Here is a 21,091-nt window from a genome sequence, read left to right on the forward strand (position 1 = left end):
ATGACCATAAACAACAGCGGCATCCATTTGTTCTATAACAGACACAGCAATTCTTAAGGAGATCTAGGTCGCCCTAGATTTCAAATATCGAAACCCCATGAGAAAGGTTGAAGCGATCATCCGCCATTTCAAACTGGAAGACGTAAAAGCAGCGCTGTTGGAAGCTGGCATCATTGGCATGACCGTTAGTGAAATCCGCGGTTTTGGCCGTCAAAAAGGACAAGTAGAACGGTATCGGGGCTCTGAATTCACGGTAGAATTTCTGCAGAAGCTTAAAATCGAGGTAGTTGTTGAGTCCAAACGCGTTGATGAGGTGGTAGCTGCCATTTCTTATGCTGCCCGCACCGGCGAAATTGGTGATGGCAAGATCTTCATTTCACCGGTAGAGTCCGTAGTCCGCATTCGCACCGGTGATCGTGACAGCGCCGCTCTTTAAAGGTTAACGTCCGAGATATTACGCGATATTTATAACCAAAGTGCATCTTTGCAAAAGTAAAGATTAAACTGAATCGAAACCTAGCCAGCCACATTTTTATTGAGCTTCACTCCCAACACAAGATCTAAATGTCGTCATCACAAAAAGTTGGAGCCATGGCAATAGCTTTAGTTAATACTTACCAATCCAAATATTAAATCCTAAAGGATCACAAGTAAGAGAGCCTGCAAACATCTCTAACTATCGACTTACACCACGAACATTTCCATACGTGTTTTGACCCTGTTGACGCCTTGAAAATTAATTGATTCGATTGTCCCTGGTTGCAAACTTCGATAAAGCCCAAAAGACCTGTACATGGAACTGCTCACGGAGGCACATCAATTAGTGGTGATTCAAGGCGGGAAATCGTCAGAGCGAAAATGGCAATAGTCGTGCTTTACGGCCTAGCACTCGTGTTATGGGGCCAGGGTTATCCTCGCGTTTTGTGATTCTTGCCGAAACCAACACAGAGCCAATCGAATTGGCCATTCACCACCCCATAGATTTAACGGGTTGTATGGGCAGCGAGCCGGTGATCGAGCGCTATACCCTCCCTGAGATGGGAGCCATTTGGAGTGAAAAAGCCAAATTTCAAAGTTGGCTCGACGTGGAAATTGCTGCTACAACAGCCAATTGCCAACTCGGTCGTGTCCCCCAGGAAGCCCTTAAGACGATCAAAACGAAGGCATCTTTTTCTGTTAATAGGATTCTCGAGATTGAAAAGGAAATCCATCACGACGTCATTGCTTTTCTTACTAACGTGAACGAATATGTGGGGGATGCTGGGCGGTATATTCACGTTGGCATGACCAGCTCCGATGTACTAGATACAGGGCTAGCGCTGCAGATGAAGCGATCTATTGTTCTTCTTCGCATGGAACTGGGTGCTCTCGCTGATGCCCTCAGGAAATTGGCTCGTTTGCATAAGGATACGCAAATGATCGGCCGCTCCCATGGAATCCACGGCGAGCCAATTACCTTTGGCTTTAAAGTAGCTGGATGGTTAGCAGAGACCGAACGAAATCGCACTAGACTCGAGCGGTTAGAGGCTGACGTAGCTATCGGGCAGATCAGTGGCGCGATGGGCACTTATGCCAACACTGACCCTCAGGTAGAAGCCATTAGTTGTGAGATTCTTGGTTTAAAACCAGACACCGTAAGCACCCAGGTGATCTCGCGGGATCGACATGCTGATTATGTTCAAACCTTGGCCCTTGTCGCGGCCTCTTTAGAGCGCTTCTCCACAGAAATCCGCAACCTTCAACGGACAGATGTTCTCGAAGTGGAAGAGAATTTCGCTAAAGAACAAAAAGGCAGCTCGGCTATGCCTCACAAACGAAACCCAATCCGTAGTGAACGGATCAGCGGACTCGCAAGAATTCTACGCAGCTACACAATTGCGGCTTTAGAAAATGTGACCTTGTGGCATGAGCGGGACATCAGTCACAGCGCAACCGAGCGAATGATGTTGCCGGACTGCTCAACCACTTTGCACTTCATGTTGCATGAAATGACCGCTGTGGTAAGAAGTCTAAGTGTTTATCCCGAAAATATGCGCCGTAATATGAACGTGTACGGCGGTGTAGTGTTCAGCCAAAGAATATTGTTAGCCCTCATCGGTGCCGGTATGAGTCGTGAAAAGGCATACCGCATAGTCCAACGTAATGCCCACATGGCCTGGAACAATACAGCAGGAAACTTCCGAGCCAACCTTGAATCCGACACAGAGGTGACAAGCCGACTTTCAACCAGTCAGCTGGACAGTTGCTTTAGCATCGATGTGCATCAAGAGAATCTTGATGTGGTATGGCACAGGTTAGCTATCTGAGGTCGAAATCACTATGTTTAAATCACTAGTACTCTAGGTTTCAATCACCGGTACTCAATGGCGTTAACAACCCGAGAACTCGGAGCACTGACATAGCGTTAGCTATTGGATTCAAAGGTTCAAGAGCGGCGTTTATGCTGTCGATGATCTGGGTGCGCACATTCCGATCAATTACAACGATGTCGCCCTGACGTAAAGGTGGATTATTTGGACTGTTCAATAATGCATCAGGGCTATATGTCACTTTTTTCACAGAAGACGATCCATCACGTTCGGTCCGAACGATGGCGACCTTGATTGCGCTGCCACGTACAGGGGTAATTCCACCAGCTTGCAGTACAGCCCTAGAGAGTGGTGAGTTCGGGGTAATTTGAACAGCTCCAGGTGAACGAACCTCGCCAAGGACTACAACTCGAATGAGCCTACTAGAAAAATTTGAAACAGATCCCATAATTAGATCTGAGCTATTCGGGGACCTAACTCGAACCACTCGGATACTATCGCCATCGTAAATGAGTGGGTTTGGAGCATGTCCACCATGCTTTAAAACAGTTAAGTAATCAAATCTATAAAGTTTGCTTTTGCCATTATTCTCGGGATCAAGACGCATTAACTCCAAGCCTGATAAATCACCTAGAGCTGTAATTCCTCCAGCTCTAGCAATCGCATCGACAAGTGTTGGCCAACCACCACCACTACCCAAATCTAAATCAACATTAGATTTGGTGGAATTAACTTGTAAAGTATAAATACCTGGACGTCGCACTTCACCGCTCACAGTTACCCTGATTGGACGCTGTGATAGCAAATTCAGGTATACAATTGGACGACGCAAAAACTGACTATAGCCGTTGGTAATTCGCTGACGAGCTTCATCCAATGTCAATCCCCAGACTTCAATTGTTCCCAGTCGTGGAAGATTGATTGTACCGTCACTGAGTACTTGCACCCTTGCCTCATAGCCCTCGATTTTGAAGACAGATATCTCCAACTTGTCGCCAGGACCCAGTCGATACCGATAGGTCGACACAGGGAAATGACTCACAGTAGTAGTCACGGAGACATCAGTCTGAGCAGGGCGAGAAGGAACTTTGAGCGAATTACGCCGTTCTTCAGCTCGTACGCTCCCGGTCCATAAGAGCGAAACACTCAGCATCCAAGCGGCGGCTATGCCTGCAGAGAATCCAGAGCGAAGAGTGATGAGCATGAAATAAAGAATGAAGTGGTGTGATCAGTAAAAACCTCGATGCAATTTTCCCGCATAATGAGGCTTATAAGACGATCTCATGGTGCTGACGGGTTCTGATACTCGAGGTGATGTTTTTCTCCCAACAGGATGGAATAGCTCCAATCGAAATAGCAGTCGCCTTTTTACCCTCAACGGGCTTGAGCTACATCTGATTTCAGGCTCTCAGTTTGGTCCAGTTGCCAAAGCTGTTGGAGCGTTACGAGAGTCGACATATCGACAACAGCTATCTGGATTAGGTCATAGCCACGATCTGGATGGACGAGACTTTTCATACGATCATCTCCTGCTTCTTGATGTCTATAGTGGCGCCCTAGCTGGATCTGCTCGACTTCAATTCATTCTGGTAGCCACACCAACAACAGAACTCCCGAATAGTAAGCAGTCCTATTTAGAGCATGTCTACCCTGGCATCAATCAGTTGTTGGCTGCGCGCGAACATCACGTCGAGATTGGACGGGTTGCGCTTGCAAAACGATTCCAACGTCAACCCCATTCGCTCATGGCGTTGTTCCGTGGGGGGCTCCTGATTTCTGCGCTGTCTGGGTACAAGACCCTACATGGCCTAGTTTCCTATAATCATTTCGCCTTTAGCCAACCAGTCAATCAAGTCTTTCTGAGTGCCTTAATGCGTCCTCCTTATCGCAGGACAGGTGTAACGCTTCCTGCGCCGCGTCACCCTGTTCCAACAATCATTGCCATGAACGAACCTCATCCGATCAATAACGTTCAGGCATTGGAATTAGCTATACGCAAGCAACATGCTGAAGATTTTCGCCTGCCGGTGCTGTTGCGGCAGTACTTCAACTTAGTAGGAGCGCAAGTCTGCGACTTGTCTCTCGCCAAAGATTTCAACCAGATAACTGAAATCTTGATGGTCGCCGATTTAGACAGTCTTCCCAAAGAACGGCTGAACTACTTCATCGATGTTCCTCATCAACCCGTCTACCGGCACTTCAGTTGGTATCGAGGTGAGGAATAAACCGGCTATCACTGATATCTTGACGTGATCAGTGATTGGTGCTGGTATTGGCCGAGAGACCAACTAACAAGCAAGCGCTAGAGGGCAGCCTCATTGAAATTCTGCATGGTATCTCGGGTGCTGACCCAGCCACGATCACGGCCAACGCGCGATTAATAGAGGATATTGGAATTGACTCTCTAGGTTTCTATGAGATTTTGATCGAAGCCAACACCCGTTTTGGAATTCGGATACCAGAAGAAACACTGCTGCAATTCCGCACAGTCGGCGATATCCAAGTGCACTTGGAATCGCTAGAAATCAGGCCTCCCAATGCCGAAAACGCCTGAACGTTCGGCCATCGTTGGCTGGGGTTCAATAACCCCGATTGGTTCTGATCCATGGTCCACCTGGCAAGCGGCTGTAGCAGGCCGGTCAGGAATCCGGGCTTTAACGGAATCCTGGAGCTTCGACCTGCCAACACGTATCGCCGGACGAGTTCCCGATACAATCTTCACAAAGCTGGAACCGATTCTACGCAGACGATCGGATCGCTGTACACAGCTGGCTCTACTGGCAGCACGCCAAGCCTGGGCCATGGCCTTAAAAAGAACACCGGGGGTCGATCCTGATCGCGTGGCTGTGGTGATCGGGACAGGGATTGGTGGCCTATCAACCATGCATGAGCAACACATGCAGCTTTCAGACGGGGGACCGTCAAGCGTCAATCCCCTTACCGTGCCAATGCTGATCCCCGATGCACCTGCCGGCCAAGTAGCAATCGATTTAGAGATCCATGGGGGGGTGCATACTCCTGTCTCCGCTTGTGCTTCAGGAGCCGAGGCAATGATGTTAGCTCAAATGCTGCTCAATGACGACCGAGCAGACCTGGTACTCGCAGGCGGAGCAGAAGCGCCTATAAATCGTCTTGGATTAGTAGGATTCTCAGCGATGCGAGCTCTATCATCCCGCAACAATGCTCCGGAACAGGCGTCACGGCCATACAGCAGTAACCGAGATGGATTCGTGTTATCCGAAGGAGCTGGTATACTGGCACTGACACGCGATAGCGACGCTCCTGCCGGGGCAGCCCTAGGCTGGCAGCTAGCCGGTGGCATCAGCAGCGATGGCCACCACATCGTGGCTCCAGAACCACAGGGGATACAGGCGAGTCGTGCGGTTGAAGATGCTTTACGCCGGGCTGATGTCGACCCTGCTGATTTGTGTGCCATCCAAGCCCACGCTACCGGAACTAACCTAGGCGACCTCGCTGAAGCTCGTGCCCTTAAGCTCAGTCTAGGAGTGGTGGTCGAGCATCTTCCCGTTTACGCCCCAAAAGGTCAATTAGGTCATTTGTTAGGAGCAGCCGGATCTGTAGAAGCCATCTTGGGGATTCAATCCTTGCGGGAAGGCATCGTACCGCAAAGCATCAACGCCAATCCGCTAGATACCGAGATTAACCTAGATGTAACTGCATCAGGTCCTGTCAAGCTTTCTTCCTCGGAACCTGAGCGCCTAATGCTGAAAAACGCTTTTGGCTTTGGCGGACACAATGTCAGTTTAGTCCTAGCCGCTCCCTGTAATATTGCTGAACAACGCGACTAAAACCATCACGGTCTTTAGGGTTTTGCGGGAGTTTCAGGTCTGATGAGCGTCCGCATCGGCAATGAATGATTCCCGGAGGTGCCGTGAGACGACGCAACAACAGCTGTAGCGGTTTGTAGAATGCTCCGACCGCATCATCCAGGCTTTCATAGTGAAAGACCCAAGGCACAACGCAGCCACCATGGTACTGAGCGAGCATCCAGGCGCTTGGTGAAGCGCGTTCCTCTATCGGTGTTACCAGAGATCCATTGGGAGCGATCATGATTTCTCCGCAATCTTTCAACAGCTTGGATGCACTCATCAGACCAGCCAGACGTGACTGGGGTTGACGGTGATCCAGCACAGCCGAACCAGCATTACGGGCAGCAGCAGCGTAGCCAGGTAGCACCCACCTAAGATGGAGTTGTGCCGTAGTTAGACCAGGCATCCTAAGTATTGATTGAATTACAAGGCCATCACAAGGACTGCGGTGGTTAAAGATATGGACTAATGGGATACCCGGTTGCTCAGAGCGCTGGCTGTCATCCACTACCACTTGAATCCCTAGGGCCCGCAGGGCAACGGCTGAGGCCAAAGTCATCAGCTGCGCAGCCCAATCCCGTCGGCCTAATAGCACGGCTGGCAGCTGCAAACTGTAAAGCACAAAACCGAGAACAGCCCATGCTAATCGTGATAGTGTGCGAGTAATCGGGGTCAGCAGACTTCGAATTGGACGAGATTTCAATTCGGGCAATGTGGGGATTGGGTCCAGTTGACGTGCTTCTAGGCCAACAGGGAAGGTTGTACGAAACGGAAAATCTCCGTCAAAATTGCCGTTCACCTGTGTGCTTGTTATCAGGTGATTGTAAAAGCGATAGAAGAGGGACCTATCACTGAGGTAAGGATTACGCCAGAAGTCATCTAAGGATTTCTGATCAGTCAGTCCCTCCAAGTCGTAAAACGCGCTGCCCATAGTCTTTGTGGGTACTGCGTGAAACAAAGCCTGAAGGCCCACAGTGCTGTTTACCGTGACCACACCGCGACAAACACGCAGGTAAGTGCTCAATGGGCCATCGTGAAAGTAATGTACCCGGTCGGCAACCGCATAGCGTCTAGCTAATAAGCCAATCAAAACCTCATAATTATTGTAACCGCGATCTCGCGGATGATGCTTAAAGGTCAGTTGATCTGAGACGTGGGCATGCTTCGCAAAGGAATGGATTACGTCTTCGATGAAATCGTGCATGCCCCGGTAAGGAGATCCTGTCTGGATCTGGGAGTCGCTGGAAACCTGGAGAACAGCAAGAAAGAACGACACATGTTCCAGCAAACGTCGTTTGAGACCTCTTTCCTTCCAGCGATACAACCAATAGCGCCAAATCCCGCGCATCTGGCACCATAAGAAACTTGGAGAAGGCTGCAGTTTGTGCTCTCTTTCGATAATCGGGTAGTCGGTAAAAGCATGTTGAATAAAAGTGGGAGCTTTCCATGCTTTACGCCAACGCCACCCCGGATCAAGGACAATCCCCTGCGGGAGCTGATCTACAGGAGCCAAGTTCCTGTAAAATGACGCAGGCTTGTTTAGATTAGAGCGTGCGTTGACTCGATCACGCTCTAGGGTTACATAGTTTGGCCGTAGGTAGCCGAGCTCGAAAACCCAGGCTTCGATGCCGAGAGTCTGGGCTTCTTCAATAGCTACCCGGTGAGGGATTATAAAGTCTCCATACATGAAAATATGACGAATACCGCGGTCTTGAATTAGGCGACGCACGAATGGTCGCCATTCTTTCATGTCGCCTCGGAAAGCAACCTTTAGGTTTGAGGGAAAACCGAATTCCCGTAAAGGGAATGCTACTTTCGTTACAGGCACGCCGCACTTTCTAAGATAACGAGAAAGGCGTGCAAAAAACAGGCCAATTGGCCCCATCAGGAGAAGCACCGGCCCATCGATACGCACTTGCACCAATACCGGCATCCTTTCTCTACCCAAACTGTTCACCATTTGGTGTACCGGAACAAAATCCTGGCATGGCCTGGTCTAACGGTGGCGTAACCGCCCCCAATGCCGAAATAGTGCCTGAATCGGCGTGCGGCGCTGTTTCGGGGAATCTCTCCAAGTAATCAATTCCTCAATGGCCTGTTCAGGCGTGATAAACCAACCGCTATGGCGACTGATATACCGAGGATAGTCGATTAAAACAGCGTGCACTAAAGCATCCAAATGGAGGGAACGTCCTCGCCTTGAGCACACCTTCTGATCATATGTCAGCCCCCAGCCTGCATAGAAGGGCAACCCCCAGCAATGCACCTTCACCCCCCTCAATAACGCCTCAAAGCCGGTGAGAGAAGTCAGCACATGCATAGAGTCAATCTGCATCAAGATCTGATGAATCGAACCTGAGGTGAGTACTTCATCGCAATAACGAGCCACAACCTTTTCCCCTTTTCCAGCTTGACATAGACCTGCCACAACATCTGGGTGAGGTTTGTATACGAGATGAGCCTTAGGTTCAGTGGCCCGCACCGCTTGAAGCAGCTCAAGATTAGTGTGCAGGCCAGGAGCCCCAAAACGAATCGAGGCATCACTCTCCACTTGACCTACCACCAGCACGACCCGCTCTGCTGTGTGTGGTCGTCTCCAGTGTGCCTCGCTGAGGTTGTACTTGGTGATTGCTGCACTCACAAGCCGCTGCCGAAGTCTTGCTGCACGCTCTCGCTGGTGATTTGTCCATTCACCAAAGGACAGCAATATCTCTAAATCACTAGGTTTAGTAGCGTCATAGTAAGCACCACTGCCGTCCACCACCCATGAGATCGGATCAATCAGATCAGCGCCCAGCCCTACTGAACGCAAAAACCCATCTTCCACCCGCAAGATTGGCAACCGGCGTTGATCGGCAGCTTGTATTACCCGCCGCCTACCGCGACGGCCCCACACTGCCACTGCATCAACCTGACGGCCGAGTGTGTGCCACGGCATCGGAAATCGCACGCAACTGCCCGCCATAAAGCGCTGGAGACTGCGCTGTTTCCAGGGTGTAAATCCAAATGCTTGCACTTGCCTAGGAGCAGTGGATCGTATCCGGCGCTGCAAACCAATGGCTTGTATTAGCACCTCAATCGAACAGGGTTGATGTTGATGAGGGTCGATGCAACGGGGATAAGCGATGAGCGCTGCATGTACCAACGCCTCTAATGCAATTCCAGTCTGACGACGCTTTGGCGGTAGAATGCGATCATGGGTCAGCCCCCAACCTGCATAAAAAGGCATTCCAAAACAGTGCACGGTCCGTCCCCAAAGCAATGACTCAAAACCCATTTGAGAGGTGACGACGTATACCGCCTCGGCTTGCTGTAACAACCCAGCAGGGTGCAGACTATCCATGCTGAGAAGGATCCGCGGATGAGCCAGATCCTGAGGAGTAAAATGCCCCCGAGCCCGACCACGAATGACGTCCGGATGCAACCTAACAACAACGGTGCAGGCCGGATGGTCCGCCAAGGCAACCTGCAGCATCTGGCGAAAACTCTCTTGATTTGCTAGACCAAAGGGAATAGAGCAATCACCAGCAGATTGATCTATCACCAACACAAAGCGACTCTTAGGAATTGGTGAATCACGCGAAGGGTTGATTTTGCTGAGGCGTTGCTCACACCAGAGCGTTTGTACTTGGCGCGCCCGTCGGAATTGTCCTTGGGTCAGCGGGGTCACAATGAGCCGCTCGAGACGACTAGGTGCTGTCGCATCAAAATGAACCCCCATGTCATCCACAAGGAGACCAAGAGGCGGATGGTCTCGTCCTTTCTCGAGCGAACGCAGGAAACCATCCTCTAGATGCCAGATTGGAATCCCACGGGTTCTGCCGAGCCGTTCAACCTGACGAGCACTGGGACGACGTCCCCAGGCCAATAAAGCGTCGATATCACGGCGACGACCTGACACGAGCTGGGCTGGCGCCAGCAGCATCGGTAACGTCTGATGCACAAGCATGCCCCTGGCTGGCACACCAAGTCGCGCAGCAGCAAGCTCAGGCATCGGGTAAGACGGTACAGCCCGAATTATCTTTGATGGTGGCTAATGTTGCAGCCCTAGCCTTGATCCCCGCGCGCGGAGGATCCAAGGGCATCCCTGCAAAAAATCTTCAAAAGGTCGGCGGCATCTCTTTGGTGGCACGCTGCATTCACGCTGCTCAGGCTAGTGATCGCGTTACCCGTATTGTCGTAAGCACTGATGATCAAGATATAGCAGCGGTCTCCCAAGCGACTGGTGTTGACTTCATAAAGCGTCCGGAGAACATTGCTGATGACCTAGCTAGCTCTGAGTCAGTTTTATTGCATGCTCTTGAAGAGCTGGTGCAGTATGGTCCTTTAGAAGCTAATCTGGTTTTACTGCAATGCACTTCGCCCTTTACCACGGGAAAACAAATTGACAAGGTCTTGACAGCCCTTGATCAATCAGAATTCAACAGTAGTTTTGCTGTTGCCCCCTGGCACGGTTTCCTATGGCGAGTGAACGGAGAAGGGATCAATCACGATCCAGGCGTGATACGCCAGCGTCGTCAAGATTTGGAGCCAAGCTATATCGAAACTGGTGCAATTTACGCGATGCGGACTACAAACTTTCGTGCTACTGGAAGACGGTTCTGCCCTCCTTGGAAACCTGTAGTAATTCCGGATATGAGCCCAGAAATCGATACCCCAGAAGATCTAGCCCTTTGTCAAAGTCTTGCTTTTTGTTTGTACAGCTAACTTTGCAAGGTTCATAACCAATGTCAGTGGCGTCGCTTATCTCTGAACGCCTCACAGGTCGCAAAGTAGTGGCAGTCGCCTGCTTCGATTCATTCGGAAAGCTGGCAATGACCCTTCTGGCTGCCTGTCGTAAAGAAGGAGCAGAAACCACCCTGCATCTTCTGGAGCTCAACAACCGTTCTCTTTCAAAGCGACAGCGGCTAGAGATTCAAAATATCGATCTGCATACACCAATTGAGAAGCAGAGCTGGCGCGATCTCCGCAGTCTTTGCAGCCCAATGGCTGGGACTGTAGATGCTCTGATCCTTAGCTTGGACGGCAAACGCAGTCGTGAGGCTTTGCTTCAACTGCAAAACACTTGGGGAATTAACGAAAAGAGGCCACAACTGATTAGTGCTTATCCCGGTATTCTTTTTCGTTTCGCCCTGGAGGGGATGCTTGATCGTTCCGGTGCTGATTTATTATGCCTTAATAGCAATCGAGATCTCGCTATCTATGAAAAAGGATGTAAAGCGTTAGGATTGAGTAGTAGTAATGCTGTAGTAACTGGCCTCCCCATTCTTTGGCGAATACAGCCAAGAATGAAGTTTCCTGATCATCCATCAATCGTATTTTTTGAACAACCATCAATTCCTGTTCATCCTCTGCAGCGTCGTTTTCTCTGTGAACAACTCCGCGGTTTGGCAACTGCTTGGCCGGAGCATCAGGTGATCTTCAAACCGCGAACTTCCAGTATTGAAAGCACCCTACATCGCAAACATGGCGAGATGACCGGTGTCATTCACAACATCTCGCGTAAACAAACTAACCTGAAATCTAGCTTTAAACCAGTCACACAGCTTTTGCGTAAATGTGGCTGCGCTATCACCGTCTCCTCCACTGCAGCATTGGAGTCTATGGTCCAGGGAATTAGTACTCGCATCGTGGGAGACTTAGGCATAACTGAAACTTTGGGAAACCATTTTTTTGCTGATTCGGGCACCATCGCTAATTTCGCAGCGATTCGAAGCAACCCTTTTCAAGTACTGCACGACGAAACTTGGCTACATGAGCAGGGATTTGTGCCTGATGGTGAAAACCGATTCATCAATGCACTTCTTGAACGCTTTAAAACAGTTCCTCCACCGCTTATAAAAGATGGAGTTGGCCCTAGCAGCTGGGGGAGTACTGCCTGGCAACGCACCGCGCTCGCGCATGGGGGCCGAAAGATGCTCAGCAGCGGTGGAGCCTGCTCAAGCCAGCGTAAACGATACTACGCACGTCGAATTTTGCGTACCATACGCGACAGTGTTGTTGGATTCGGTTGGCTGTTGAGACTCCTACAGGGATAGATGACTATAGTTTTGGCTTGCGATGGTGTGCTGGAGCAATATAGTTGCCATAGATTCGCCGATGACTGGCGCCGTCAAGGACGGCGGTGCCTTGTGGTGGGTCCACAGTTGCTTGGGCATCAGCCACTTCCTTGCAGGAATTGCGATGTAACACTTCGCCCTACTGAACTCCTTGGGAGCACTGTGTTGGAACAAGCTAGTGCCATTGGTCTTTTCTTGCATAATCCCGACGAAATCGAAGCCATCGCAAACGGTTACAAAAACTATCGCAAAAGCCAAGGACTTAAATCTGTACCTGTGTTCAGCGGCCCGCTCATACCTCTCATGGGAGATGGTCTGGTCGACGCGTTTCTTAAGCGATTCAGTTGCGACCTAATAATCGTCAGTGGCAATCAACAAATCGCTCAGCTCAGATCCATAACCACCCATTGGCCGACCAACTGGCGAATTCCGAAAATTTTGGCCACTGGTTTCTGGTTTCCGAGAGAAGCATCCGCTTCTCAGGCCAACCAACCCTTACTCGTAGCATTGATTCAGGACAATATTCCGACGTATTTGGGAGCCAAGCAGCGGTTGCTTCAGCTGCTGGAACGTTGGGCTACTGACCAACCTGGCTGGACAGTGGTTCTGCAAAGGGATCAATCTTGGGCAGTAGACGAAACCATTGCTTCCAATAAAGGAAACAGCCCCGTAAATATAATAGAGGCAGCCCCGGAACAAATGCTGAGACTGCTTGGTCGTTGCACTGCTTGTCTTTCGGTGAGTTCTCCGTGGAGTTTGGTCGCAATGATGTGGAGACGGATTCCACTTGTCATAGGGGATTACGGGATCCAGGCCGAACAACAAACTACTAACTTCTTTGGCTGCGGAACTATGCATCGTCTCCGCGACATAAAAGGACTCAATGCGGTGCACAATCTCCCCTTGGTCAATGAAGGCTGGCTAGATAACATGGGAGGAGCTATTAAAGACGGCAGCAATCGACTGCTCGCACTTCTTGATACTTGGAAGAATAAATAGATAGTCACATGACACGCCCACTGCGACTTCTCCTTATCGGTGACAGCGACAGTCAGCTTCTGGTTTGTGAAGCACTCTGTCAATGCCCCACCGATAGATCGGTTCACTTCACTATCAATGTCATTCCGAGAGATGGGACACCATGTGAAATTATGCAGCGCATGAACAGCCTAGGAGCTCTCTGGCACCAGAGCCTTGCTCAGCTACTGAATAACCCTCAACTACTTCACTTCGACGCTGTTGGAGTTTTCTTGACAGGTAGCAAATTGAGCGACACCCGACTCGCTTTAGAATATTACCCCAAACGCCCCAAGCTTTTTTGTGGATTCAATGGCGTGGTGCTGGAGCATTTCATAGAGGGCATCAGCTGGAGATTGGGGTATGACCTAATTTGTCTCGGTGGCCCGCGTGACCGCGACGCATTAAATCGGTTGATTTCACAAACCCCGTACGCTGATCAACGAATCGTGCTGACTGGATTGCAGCGTAATAGAAAGGTCAGTGGCTTACAAAATCCAGAACAACGACCCAAGCGACTGATTTTTGCTGAGCAGGTCATAATACCAGCGAAAGCCAGGGATCGAGCTGAAATGATCCAGATCCTGGCAGATTTAGCCTCTCGCTCGCCTAACTGGGACATCTTGATTAAGCCACGAGTTGTCCCTGGGGATACCACGTTCCATGACGCAAACACTCACATCAGTACGACCTTGCACCAAACCTTGGGTGTCTCCCCGGTCAATCTCAAGCTTGACTACCGTCCGCTACCTGAATTGTTGAGTAGAGCACAGCTGATGGCAACAATTTCTTCTACGGCATTTTTTGATGCTTTGGATTATGGATGTCGACCGTTGGCCATGAACGATCTAGGCCTCCAAGCGAGCCACGGCAGCTATATCTTTGCTGGAAGTGGCGTTTGGCGCTCCCTAAGCCAAGTCTGTGATCTTGATACACTTAGTCAAGAGCTTCCAACTCCAAATCCCCGGTGGCTTGAATGGATGGGCTACAGCGAGCGCTTCAGCCCAGATAATCTGTTCGAGGCTCTTGCCGTACTACAGCCAGCAACATACGCTCCCGTGAGTCAATGGGGATACACTACGAACACTCGATCCAGCTTTAATCAGCTGAGAGTCGGTGCAGAGTCTGCGATCAGCGTAGCCGATTGGCAAGGAGCAGAAGAATTATTAAGCCAGGCTTCCCAGATGAGGCCGCAGCATCGGGGGGTGGCTCGACGTCTAGCAGCAGTGTCATGCCGAAACCCTTGGCTGCGTCGGGTCAAATCCCTCCTGTCCTATCGAAATCTGGGATAGTGTCAATCTCAGATTAAATATGAAAAAGACGAAGCGAATACGGTGCAAAGCATCCTCATCGAACGCAATTTCACTCGGTTCGTTATCTTTGCGGAGGACAATATTCTTTCAGCGCTGGGCAAAATCACTGCCAATCAATCACGGCTGATCTTCATAGTTTCTGAGAGTGGAGTGCTCCAAGGAGTTCTCACTGATGGAGACTTTCGCCGGTGGATCGCAACATGTGGAGAAATTGATCTCAATCGTCCGGTTACCGCGGCAATGAACCCGAGCTGTCGCTCGGCCCTTGAAGGCACCCCAGTGGCAGATTTAGCCATGATGCTCAATTCTAAAATCATTGCCTTACCACTGCTCGACAACCATGGCCGCATTGTGGCAGTGGTACGACTAAGCACCAGAGCACTTCAATTGGGACGACACCTAATTGGAGATGAACATCCAAGTTTCATTATTGCAGAAATCGGTAACAACCATAATGGAAATATCGATTTCGCATTTCAACTCATCGATGCTGCCCACGCTGCTGGAGCTGACTGCGCCAAATTCCAAATGCGTGATATGGGGCGTCTTTATAGCAATTCACATAAAAGCAGTGACATGACATCTGACCTTGGAACACAGTACACCCTCCATCTTCTTGAGCGCTTCCAACTGACAGACGACGAACTATTCCGATGCTTTGACTACACAGCAAGCAAAGGATTAGTACCCCTTTGCACTCCGTGGGATGACATAAGCCTGAACAAACTGGAATATTGGGGAATGGAAGGATTTAAGGTTGCTTCCGCTGATTTTACCAATCATTCTCTAATTACCAAGATCTCTGCAACAGGGAAGCCGTTAATCTGTTCCACTGGAATGGCATCAGAGCTAGAGATATGTTCTGGCATTCGTCATTTACAAGAAGCGGGGTGTAACTACGTTTTGTTACACTGCAATTCCACTTACCCTACACCATTCAAAGATGTAAATCTTCGCTATCTCGAGCGATTGCGAGAGCTAGCCAATGCACCTGTAGGTTACTCTGGCCACGAACGGGGAATTGAAATCCCAATCGCTGCTGTAGCACTTGGAGCAGTTGTTATTGAAAAGCACATTACTCTCAATCGAGGTATGGAAGGCAATGATCATAAGGTTAGTCTTCTCCGGGATGAATTTGCCCAAATGATTCTTGGCATTCGTAGGGTAGAAGAATCGATGGGACAGGGTGGCAAGCGCAGTATTAGTCAGGGGGAAATGATAAATCGCGAGATACTTGCCAAAAGTCTTGTAGCCTCTCGTGACATTGCTATCGGAACAACAATCACGCATGCTATGGTCGAGATCCGAAGCCCAGGCCAAGGACTTCAACCAAACCGAATCAATGAACTAATTGGTAAGCAGCTATCAGTAAACAAAAACAAAGGTGATACATTTTTCCCTTCAGATTTAAAAACCCAGTCAACAAGGAGAAGGCACTTCAATTTTTCTCAATGCTTTGGGTTGCCTGTGCGATATCATGACATTAATTTATTTTCTGAAGCAAGTAATCTAGATTTTGTTGAAATTCATCTTAGTTATAAGGACTTAGAAGTTGATCTTAATACAGTTCTTCCTAAAAAACAGTCTGTTGGTCTTGTTATTCATGCGCCAGAATTATTTGCAGGTGATCATACGCTTGATCTTTCAACAGAAAATGATGATTATCGCCAGCACTCAATTCAAGAGTTACAACGAGTTGTTGATATTTCAAGAGATCTCCGTACCCGCTTTGAATGCTCAGAATCCGTCTTGCTAGTCACTAATGTTGGAGGATTCTCAGATCATCATCATCTAGAGCGCCAGGAAAGACAACCATTAAAAGAGCACTTAATCAAAAGTTTACAAAAAATAGTAACAGGTAATGAAGTTGAAATTATTCCACAAACAATGCCGCCATTTCCATGGCATTTTGGCGGACAAAGATATCATAATTTATTTGTAGATGTAGATTTTATTGAGGATTTTAATAAAGAGACGAAAATGCGTGTGTGTCTTGATGTTTCACACTCTAAGCTAGCTTGCAATCATCTTCATGCATCATTCAGCGAATTTCTAAAGAGAGTCCTTCCTTTTACTGCGCATTTACATCTTGCTGATGCACAAGGTGTTGATAGTGAAGGTCTGCAAATTAAAGATGGAGAGATTGATTGGAACGAACTTTTTGACCTAATAAAATTATATGCTCCGGAGGCGTCGTTTATCCCAGAAATTTGGCAGGGTCATAAAAATCGAGGAGAGGGAGCATGGATTGCCTTAGAAAGACTTGAGTTTTACTCTTTATTAAAAGAAAATAAAATCAGAACTGCGTGAGTAAGATTAAACCTAAGCAAATTATTTTACATTGCGGTTTACACAAAACTGGTAGTACATACTTACAAGAAAATTTAAAAAGCAATTATTCAGTACTTCTAGATCAAGGTATAATGTATTTAGGACCAAATACCATCAAGAAACAGTGCAAAGAGTTATGGAGATATTTACAATGCGGTAAAAATTCTCAAGAACCTAGACAAGAACTTTGCAAACAGACATTAAATATATTGATACAACATGCAAGAAAAAAACCATATAATATTCACACAATCCTTATTTCTTTTGAAGCAATTTTTGGGACATTAAGGGCTGGATTAGTTAAAATAAATGCTCGTCGAATTTACAATAATGAAAATCAACTTGGACTCTATCGATATAGTAAAAGACGTGTTAAACGGCTGATGAATGGCTTAGAATTTACATTATCTACAAAAGATATTCACTGGGTGATTTTATTTGCTACAAGACAACATGATGAATTCGTAAGATCATGCTATATACAGCTTATTAAAGAGGGATATGAGATTCCAAGCATTACTATTGAGCAATTTAAACAAATATCTAACTTTTCGTATGCTGACCCAAATGAGCTAACAAAAAATTTAAATCCATTAAAAGAACTTCGAAAAGTTGATATACGTTCTTTTAGCTATGACGATAATATCAATAAGTCACATCCATCAACTTACTTAAATAACTTTATTAAACTTGCTCTACCTAATCATGCTGAAGCTATTCAATCAATACTAAGAAATCAAAGAAGATTTGCTAATTTAAATAGAAATATTAATCCTAGTCTTAACAATCGAGGACTAGAAATAGCTACTCAAGCAAGACCTATATTCACGAAATATGAGTGGAAGTTATTTCGAAAATTTTTAGAGAAAAATTTCTCAAATAATAATTAACACATGATAAAGTCTCGTCATTTCATTCGTATAAAGCATTATAAATTGCTTTATGGTAGAGTACCTAAAGCAGCTAATTCATCAATTAAAGCAGCTTTATGTCATCTACTCAGCCAACGTCCTCATAAAGGTATAAAGACAACCGCAGATAAATTCTGGCAACATGCAACTAATAATGAAACCGAACTAATTACGATACAGGAAGCTTGTAAGTATCGACTTAATCATTTTAGTTTTAGTTTTGTTCGTAACCCTTTCGACCGTTTAATCGCAGCCTACAATAATAAAGTACTTGAAATTAAAGAGCCTCCATTACCAATGAAGAATATGAAAATTTATCATGGGATGTCTTTTGAATCTTTTCTAGACGTGTTAACTAATACACCAGTGAATCAATATGATGTACACCTACTACCTCAAAGCAATTTATTATGTACTAAAAAACGAATAATACCAGAATTTATTGGTAGATTTGAACAAATTAATGAGCATTGGAGTTTGCTCAGAAAAATTTTATCATATCAAGGCATTAACGTTATTGAATCTCTTCCTCGAAAGAATGTGCGTCGCAATCAATATAGTGATCTTAGTAGATATTTTCATAGCGATACTTTGATTGATAAGGCTCTTCAAATTTATAATGATGATATCATATTATTTTATAAAGACATAAATATTGACAATTTAATTGATAACACACCGCTACCAAAAATTATGCCTTTTCAATCTCGATCACTACAATTATTAAACTGGTTAAAGTATAATAATGTCTGCTGTTAACTATAACGTTTAGTTCAAGAATTAAGATTATTATTAAGTAATTCAAGATACTTTAACCGTTTATTATGACTCAACCCCAATATTCACTGCGATATATTTAGATTAATTACTTTATTCTATTATAACTAGCATCATAGAACCTATAACAACTGCGCTATCTACAGTTTCTATCAAGCACCTAGAAACTTAGATTACTTATCCTATGAAATGGAAGTGTTTGGCCACCGCCATACGACTAACTAGTCATTTTTAGCTGAAGCAAGCATTTAGCCCTAGACAAATAATACTAACGTATTAGCCAAGATAGACCGATCTGAGTAATACTGTGACAAAGAAGCCGTCTCCCTCAAATAGAGGAGACGGCCCAATTGCCTGATTTGTCTATGTCGCCGATTAGTCTGTTTAATGCAGCCAAACCTGTGAAGCCCGAGGCTATTCGAGCAAAAGCTGGCTATAGAAAACGAAAGAAGTGACCGACCGACGGCAGACCTTGGGGTCAGGTGTGAAACCTTCCTCTCCCACAAGGGCACCTGCAGCGACGTAGGGGAGAAGCGATTGGATTGACGCGCACTTAATGTCGCACCAAACGCGAGCTCACGGTTGAACTGAAAGCTGGAGCAGGGGCCGAACAGCTCAGGCTACTTCTAATAATTGCTCAGGTGGAGTTTCGGCTATCACAAGCACCTCCTATCTCTATAGGCTTTATTCTCGTCGACCAGGGCATATTAAGCAATCAGCTCTTTTACTCATTTAGCATTTCATTGCTAAAAATTAATTGATTTACCCACCTTGGAAGTGATTTATCCACTGATTTTTACTGTTTCCAGAATTTTGGAGGCCGGTATTCTCCTAAAGGCTGCTAGCAATTAGAAAGTATCAAAAAGCTACCTGCTGCACCCATCCTAAACTGACTTACCCTACGTTTTATTTTTCTTCGTGTTACATATTTATATTATATCACAAATGATAGAGTTTTATTGTGCTTTATATTAATGTACTTCTTTTTCCAAATATGTTTAACTATGCTCGACTGTGTAAGACCTATGTATTTTTCCATGTTGGTTTAATAATATAATCAGCTAAAGCGACATTACAGGTCTGTCTTAATAATTACATTTACTCTAAAGTGCATCAGCGCTTTCTAAGCTTACTAAAAGAAAAGACTGCTTTAAACAATAAAAGATTTTTACTGAATTACTAGACTTAGAAATAAAAAATGCCGATAAAATCTAATCTAAATATTTTTATATGAGAATAGGGACTATGGCATCAATTTCTTTGCTATACGAAGTATCTTGTCCGAAATTTTTAAGTCAAAACTGGGGTTTCATGCAAAAGATTTATACTAGTTAAACAATAAGAGTATCAACATAAATCAAAGATAAAAAAGTGTTTAATCCTCTCTTTTAGCAATAGGCACGGTTGGCTGAACCAGAACGTAAACCACCCCGGTCGTTAAAACTGCAGTTATACCAATAAGGGTGAGGATGACAGTGGAGTAATCGTCCATGATAAAACTTGAGCACGAGGAAATCATTGAGTGGTCTGAAGGTCATTTGCGAAGACCTCTGCCTAACGAATAGGGGCAGCAGTCCTCCAGAGCAACGACGAATCTATTCGATCAACTACATTGCTAACCCTATAGTAGCCAGTGTTTTAAAAAGGCGGGCACTTATAATCCAGGTACTTACCATAAGCAAAAGCTTTTGAATCTGCGAACAAATCCACCTCAGTTTTACAGAGCGATCGGTGTCTTTACGGGTAAAGCAACCGCTGAATGCTAACAGAGAGGTCTTTCAACAAACATCATAGATAAGATACACAGTGAATAAACACTATTGCTTAATAATACAGGAATGGTACATTAAGTATCCAAGCTTTGTGGGAGATTTTTATCTTAACCAGGTAACCATACAAGGTTAAGATAAATATGCTAGCCTTAACTTATTACTAAGTACATCAGCGGGTAGTTTTAGCATGATAGTCAAGTCTAAAATGGAACCAAGATTCAAAATCGAAGCATGGGAAAAGCTAAAAGCCTTACGCATGACCAGAAAGGTCAATTCGTTGTCTCCTTTATTGGATTAGTGGTAATTTTTGTATCTTGCGTTATTTGGTGGTTAGTTGCGCCACAGTGGCTTACAAGTACATGGCAGAATCTCTAATCTATTTACGGTTATATCATTTAGAGTTGCTAAAAAAACCAAAGATGCATTAAGTCTCATTCGGTGTAATAGTATAGGGGATGCTGTTAGCCTCTTCAATGACTTCCGAGTTAGCAATAACTCTAGCTGGACTGTGAATCAAATTAAGTTTATACAGTAAATAACTTTATTATTAAAGTTACAGATATGACTAAAAGAACGCATAAAGACAGACAGCTCCTTGGTTCTCATTTTTTATATAAGCTCGTTACGCTATTGAGAATTATTCCTCCTGCATATTCTACAATAAGAGTTAATAAAATCAGAGGAATCAATTTAATTAACTCTCAAAGATAACTCGAATAACTAAGAGGCTAAATTCGATGCTTATGCTCATATGAGTTGTTTTGCTGAATCA

The 21,091-nt window shown here is 46.2% G+C and carries 16 protein-coding genes; 12 read left to right on the top strand and 4 right to left on the bottom strand.

Annotation, left to right across the window (positions count from 1 at the left end; all coding sequences use genetic code 11):
• Positions 1-97: 97 nt before the first annotated feature.
• Positions 98-436, top strand: coding sequence for a P-II family nitrogen regulator (locus ABWV55_RS08825; RefSeq protein ID WP_353291685.1), 339 nt, complete (start codon positions 98-100; stop codon positions 434-436).
• Positions 437-1,010: 574 nt separating this feature from the next.
• Positions 1,011-2,306, top strand: a complete 1,296-nt coding sequence (purB, locus tag ABWV55_RS08830) for an adenylosuccinate lyase (RefSeq protein ID WP_353292726.1) — start codon at positions 1,011-1,013, stop codon at positions 2,304-2,306.
• A gap of 40 nt (positions 2,307-2,346) precedes the next feature.
• On the opposite strand, the gene ABWV55_RS08835 is transcribed toward purB, so the two are convergent.
• Positions 2,347-3,513 carry a polysaccharide biosynthesis/export family protein gene (locus ABWV55_RS08835; protein WP_353291686.1) on the bottom strand — a complete coding sequence of 389 codons (1,167 nt, stop codon included), beginning with the start codon at positions 3,511-3,513 and terminating at the stop codon, positions 2,347-2,349.
• Between the two features lie 79 nt (positions 3,514-3,592).
• Here ABWV55_RS08835 and ABWV55_RS08840 point away from each other — a divergent pair, with 79 nt between their 5' ends.
• Genes ABWV55_RS08840 through ABWV55_RS08850 form a run of 3 tightly spaced genes read left to right on the top strand, consistent with a single transcriptional unit; the run spans position 3,593 to position 6,118 of the window.
• The gene (locus ABWV55_RS08840) at positions 3,593-4,534 is read left to right on the top strand and encodes a GNAT family N-acetyltransferase (RefSeq protein WP_353291687.1); all 942 of its coding nucleotides are present in this window, start codon (positions 3,593-3,595) and stop codon (positions 4,532-4,534) included.
• A gap of 38 nt (positions 4,535-4,572) precedes the next feature.
• Positions 4,573-4,863 carry an acyl carrier protein gene (locus tag ABWV55_RS08845; RefSeq protein ID WP_353291688.1) on the top strand — a complete coding sequence of 97 codons (291 nt, stop codon included), beginning with the start codon at positions 4,573-4,575 and terminating at the stop codon, positions 4,861-4,863.
• Positions 4,847-6,118: a beta-ketoacyl-[acyl-carrier-protein] synthase family protein gene (locus ABWV55_RS08850; protein WP_353291689.1), complete on the top strand. Its 1,272-nt coding sequence runs from the start codon at positions 4,847-4,849 to the stop codon at positions 6,116-6,118. Before ABWV55_RS08845 ends, ABWV55_RS08850 begins: the two co-directional genes overlap by 17 nt.
• On the opposite strand, the gene ABWV55_RS08855 is transcribed toward ABWV55_RS08850, so the two are convergent.
• Both ABWV55_RS08855 and ABWV55_RS08860 read right to left on the bottom strand, forming a co-directional pair.
• Positions 6,069-8,099 (bottom strand): capsular biosynthesis protein, encoded by a 2,031-nt coding sequence (locus ABWV55_RS08855; protein ID WP_353291690.1) that lies wholly within the window; start codon positions 8,097-8,099, stop codon positions 6,069-6,071. The two genes, ABWV55_RS08850 and ABWV55_RS08855, sit on opposite strands and share 50 nt — an antisense overlap.
• A gap of 36 nt (positions 8,100-8,135) precedes the next feature.
• Positions 8,136-10,133 (bottom strand): capsular polysaccharide biosynthesis protein, encoded by a 1,998-nt coding sequence (locus ABWV55_RS08860; protein ID WP_353291691.1) that lies wholly within the window; start codon positions 10,131-10,133, stop codon positions 8,136-8,138.
• Between the two features lie 32 nt (positions 10,134-10,165).
• Between ABWV55_RS08860 and ABWV55_RS08865 the strand changes: the two genes are divergently transcribed.
• The 7 genes from ABWV55_RS08865 to ABWV55_RS08895 are packed head-to-tail and all read left to right on the top strand — an operon-like array spanning position 10,166 to position 18,529.
• The gene (locus ABWV55_RS08865) at positions 10,166-10,846 is read left to right on the top strand and encodes an acylneuraminate cytidylyltransferase family protein (RefSeq protein ID WP_353291692.1); all 681 of its coding nucleotides are present in this window, start codon (positions 10,166-10,168) and stop codon (positions 10,844-10,846) included.
• 20 nt (positions 10,847-10,866) lie between these two features.
• Entirely contained in the window at positions 10,867-12,177 is a 1,311-nt protein-coding gene (locus ABWV55_RS08870; protein ID WP_353291693.1) for a DUF6716 putative glycosyltransferase, read from the top strand.
• The gene (locus tag ABWV55_RS08875) at positions 12,178-13,197 is read left to right on the top strand and encodes a DUF6716 putative glycosyltransferase (RefSeq protein WP_353291694.1); all 1,020 of its coding nucleotides are present in this window, start codon (positions 12,178-12,180) and stop codon (positions 13,195-13,197) included.
• Between the two features lie 8 nt (positions 13,198-13,205).
• The gene (locus ABWV55_RS08880) at positions 13,206-14,507 is read left to right on the top strand and encodes a DUF6716 putative glycosyltransferase (RefSeq protein ID WP_353291695.1); all 1,302 of its coding nucleotides are present in this window, start codon (positions 13,206-13,208) and stop codon (positions 14,505-14,507) included.
• Positions 14,508-14,549: 42 nt separating this feature from the next.
• Positions 14,550-16,838 carry an N-acetylneuraminate synthase family protein gene (locus ABWV55_RS08885; protein ID WP_353291696.1) on the top strand — a complete coding sequence of 763 codons (2,289 nt, stop codon included), beginning with the start codon at positions 14,550-14,552 and terminating at the stop codon, positions 16,836-16,838.
• A complete protein-coding gene (locus ABWV55_RS08890; protein WP_353291697.1) occupies positions 16,835-17,749 on the top strand; it encodes a hypothetical protein in 915 nt (304 codons plus the stop codon). The genes ABWV55_RS08885 and ABWV55_RS08890 overlap by 4 nt, the downstream gene beginning before the upstream one ends.
• 3 nt (positions 17,750-17,752) lie before the next feature.
• Positions 17,753-18,529, top strand: a complete 777-nt coding sequence (locus ABWV55_RS08895) for a sulfotransferase family protein (protein ID WP_353291698.1) — start codon at positions 17,753-17,755, stop codon at positions 18,527-18,529.
• A 1,406-nt stretch (positions 18,530-19,935) separates the two neighbouring features.
• Here the strand turns inward: ABWV55_RS08895 and ABWV55_RS08900 are convergent.
• On the bottom strand, positions 19,936-20,085 hold the full coding sequence (locus ABWV55_RS08900; protein ID WP_353291699.1) for a hypothetical protein: 150 nt from the start codon (positions 20,083-20,085) through the stop codon (positions 19,936-19,938).
• Positions 20,086-21,091: the final 1,006 nt, after the last annotated feature.

This window comes from Synechococcus sp. M16CYN (genome assembly GCF_040371545.1).
Lineage (GTDB): Bacteria > Cyanobacteriota > Cyanobacteriia > PCC-6307 > Cyanobiaceae > Parasynechococcus.

What these genes read in the sequence shown, in the direction of transcription:
- ABWV55_RS08895 (WP_353291698.1), top strand. Translation starts at nt 17,753, where the DNA reads ATGATAAAGTCTCGTCATTTCATTCGTATAAAGCATTATAAATTGCTT.
- ABWV55_RS08870 (WP_353291693.1), top strand. Translation starts at nt 10,867, where the DNA reads ATGTCAGTGGCGTCGCTTATCTCTGAACGCCTCACAGGTCGCAAAGTA.
- ABWV55_RS08880 (WP_353291695.1), top strand. Translation starts at nt 13,206, where the DNA reads ATGACACGCCCACTGCGACTTCTCCTTATCGGTGACAGCGACAGTCAG.
- ABWV55_RS08855 (WP_353291690.1), bottom strand. Translation starts at nt 8,099, where the DNA reads ATGGTGAACAGTTTGGGTAGAGAAAGGATGCCGGTATTGGTGCAAGTG.
- ABWV55_RS08875 (WP_353291694.1), top strand. Translation starts at nt 12,178, where the DNA reads ATGACTATAGTTTTGGCTTGCGATGGTGTGCTGGAGCAATATAGTTGC.
- ABWV55_RS08825 (WP_353291685.1), top strand. Translation starts at nt 98, where the DNA reads ATGAGAAAGGTTGAAGCGATCATCCGCCATTTCAAACTGGAAGACGTA.
- ABWV55_RS08900 (WP_353291699.1), bottom strand. Translation starts at nt 20,085, where the DNA reads ATGACCTTCAGACCACTCAATGATTTCCTCGTGCTCAAGTTTTATCAT.
- ABWV55_RS08860 (WP_353291691.1), bottom strand. Translation starts at nt 10,133, where the DNA reads ATGCCTGAGCTTGCTGCTGCGCGACTTGGTGTGCCAGCCAGGGGCATG.
- ABWV55_RS08850 (WP_353291689.1), top strand. Translation starts at nt 4,847, where the DNA reads ATGCCGAAAACGCCTGAACGTTCGGCCATCGTTGGCTGGGGTTCAATA.
- ABWV55_RS08835 (WP_353291686.1), bottom strand. Translation starts at nt 3,513, where the DNA reads ATGCTCATCACTCTTCGCTCTGGATTCTCTGCAGGCATAGCCGCCGCT.
- ABWV55_RS08840 (WP_353291687.1), top strand. Translation starts at nt 3,593, where the DNA reads ATGGTGCTGACGGGTTCTGATACTCGAGGTGATGTTTTTCTCCCAACA.
- ABWV55_RS08865 (WP_353291692.1), top strand. Translation starts at nt 10,166, where the DNA reads ATGGTGGCTAATGTTGCAGCCCTAGCCTTGATCCCCGCGCGCGGAGGA.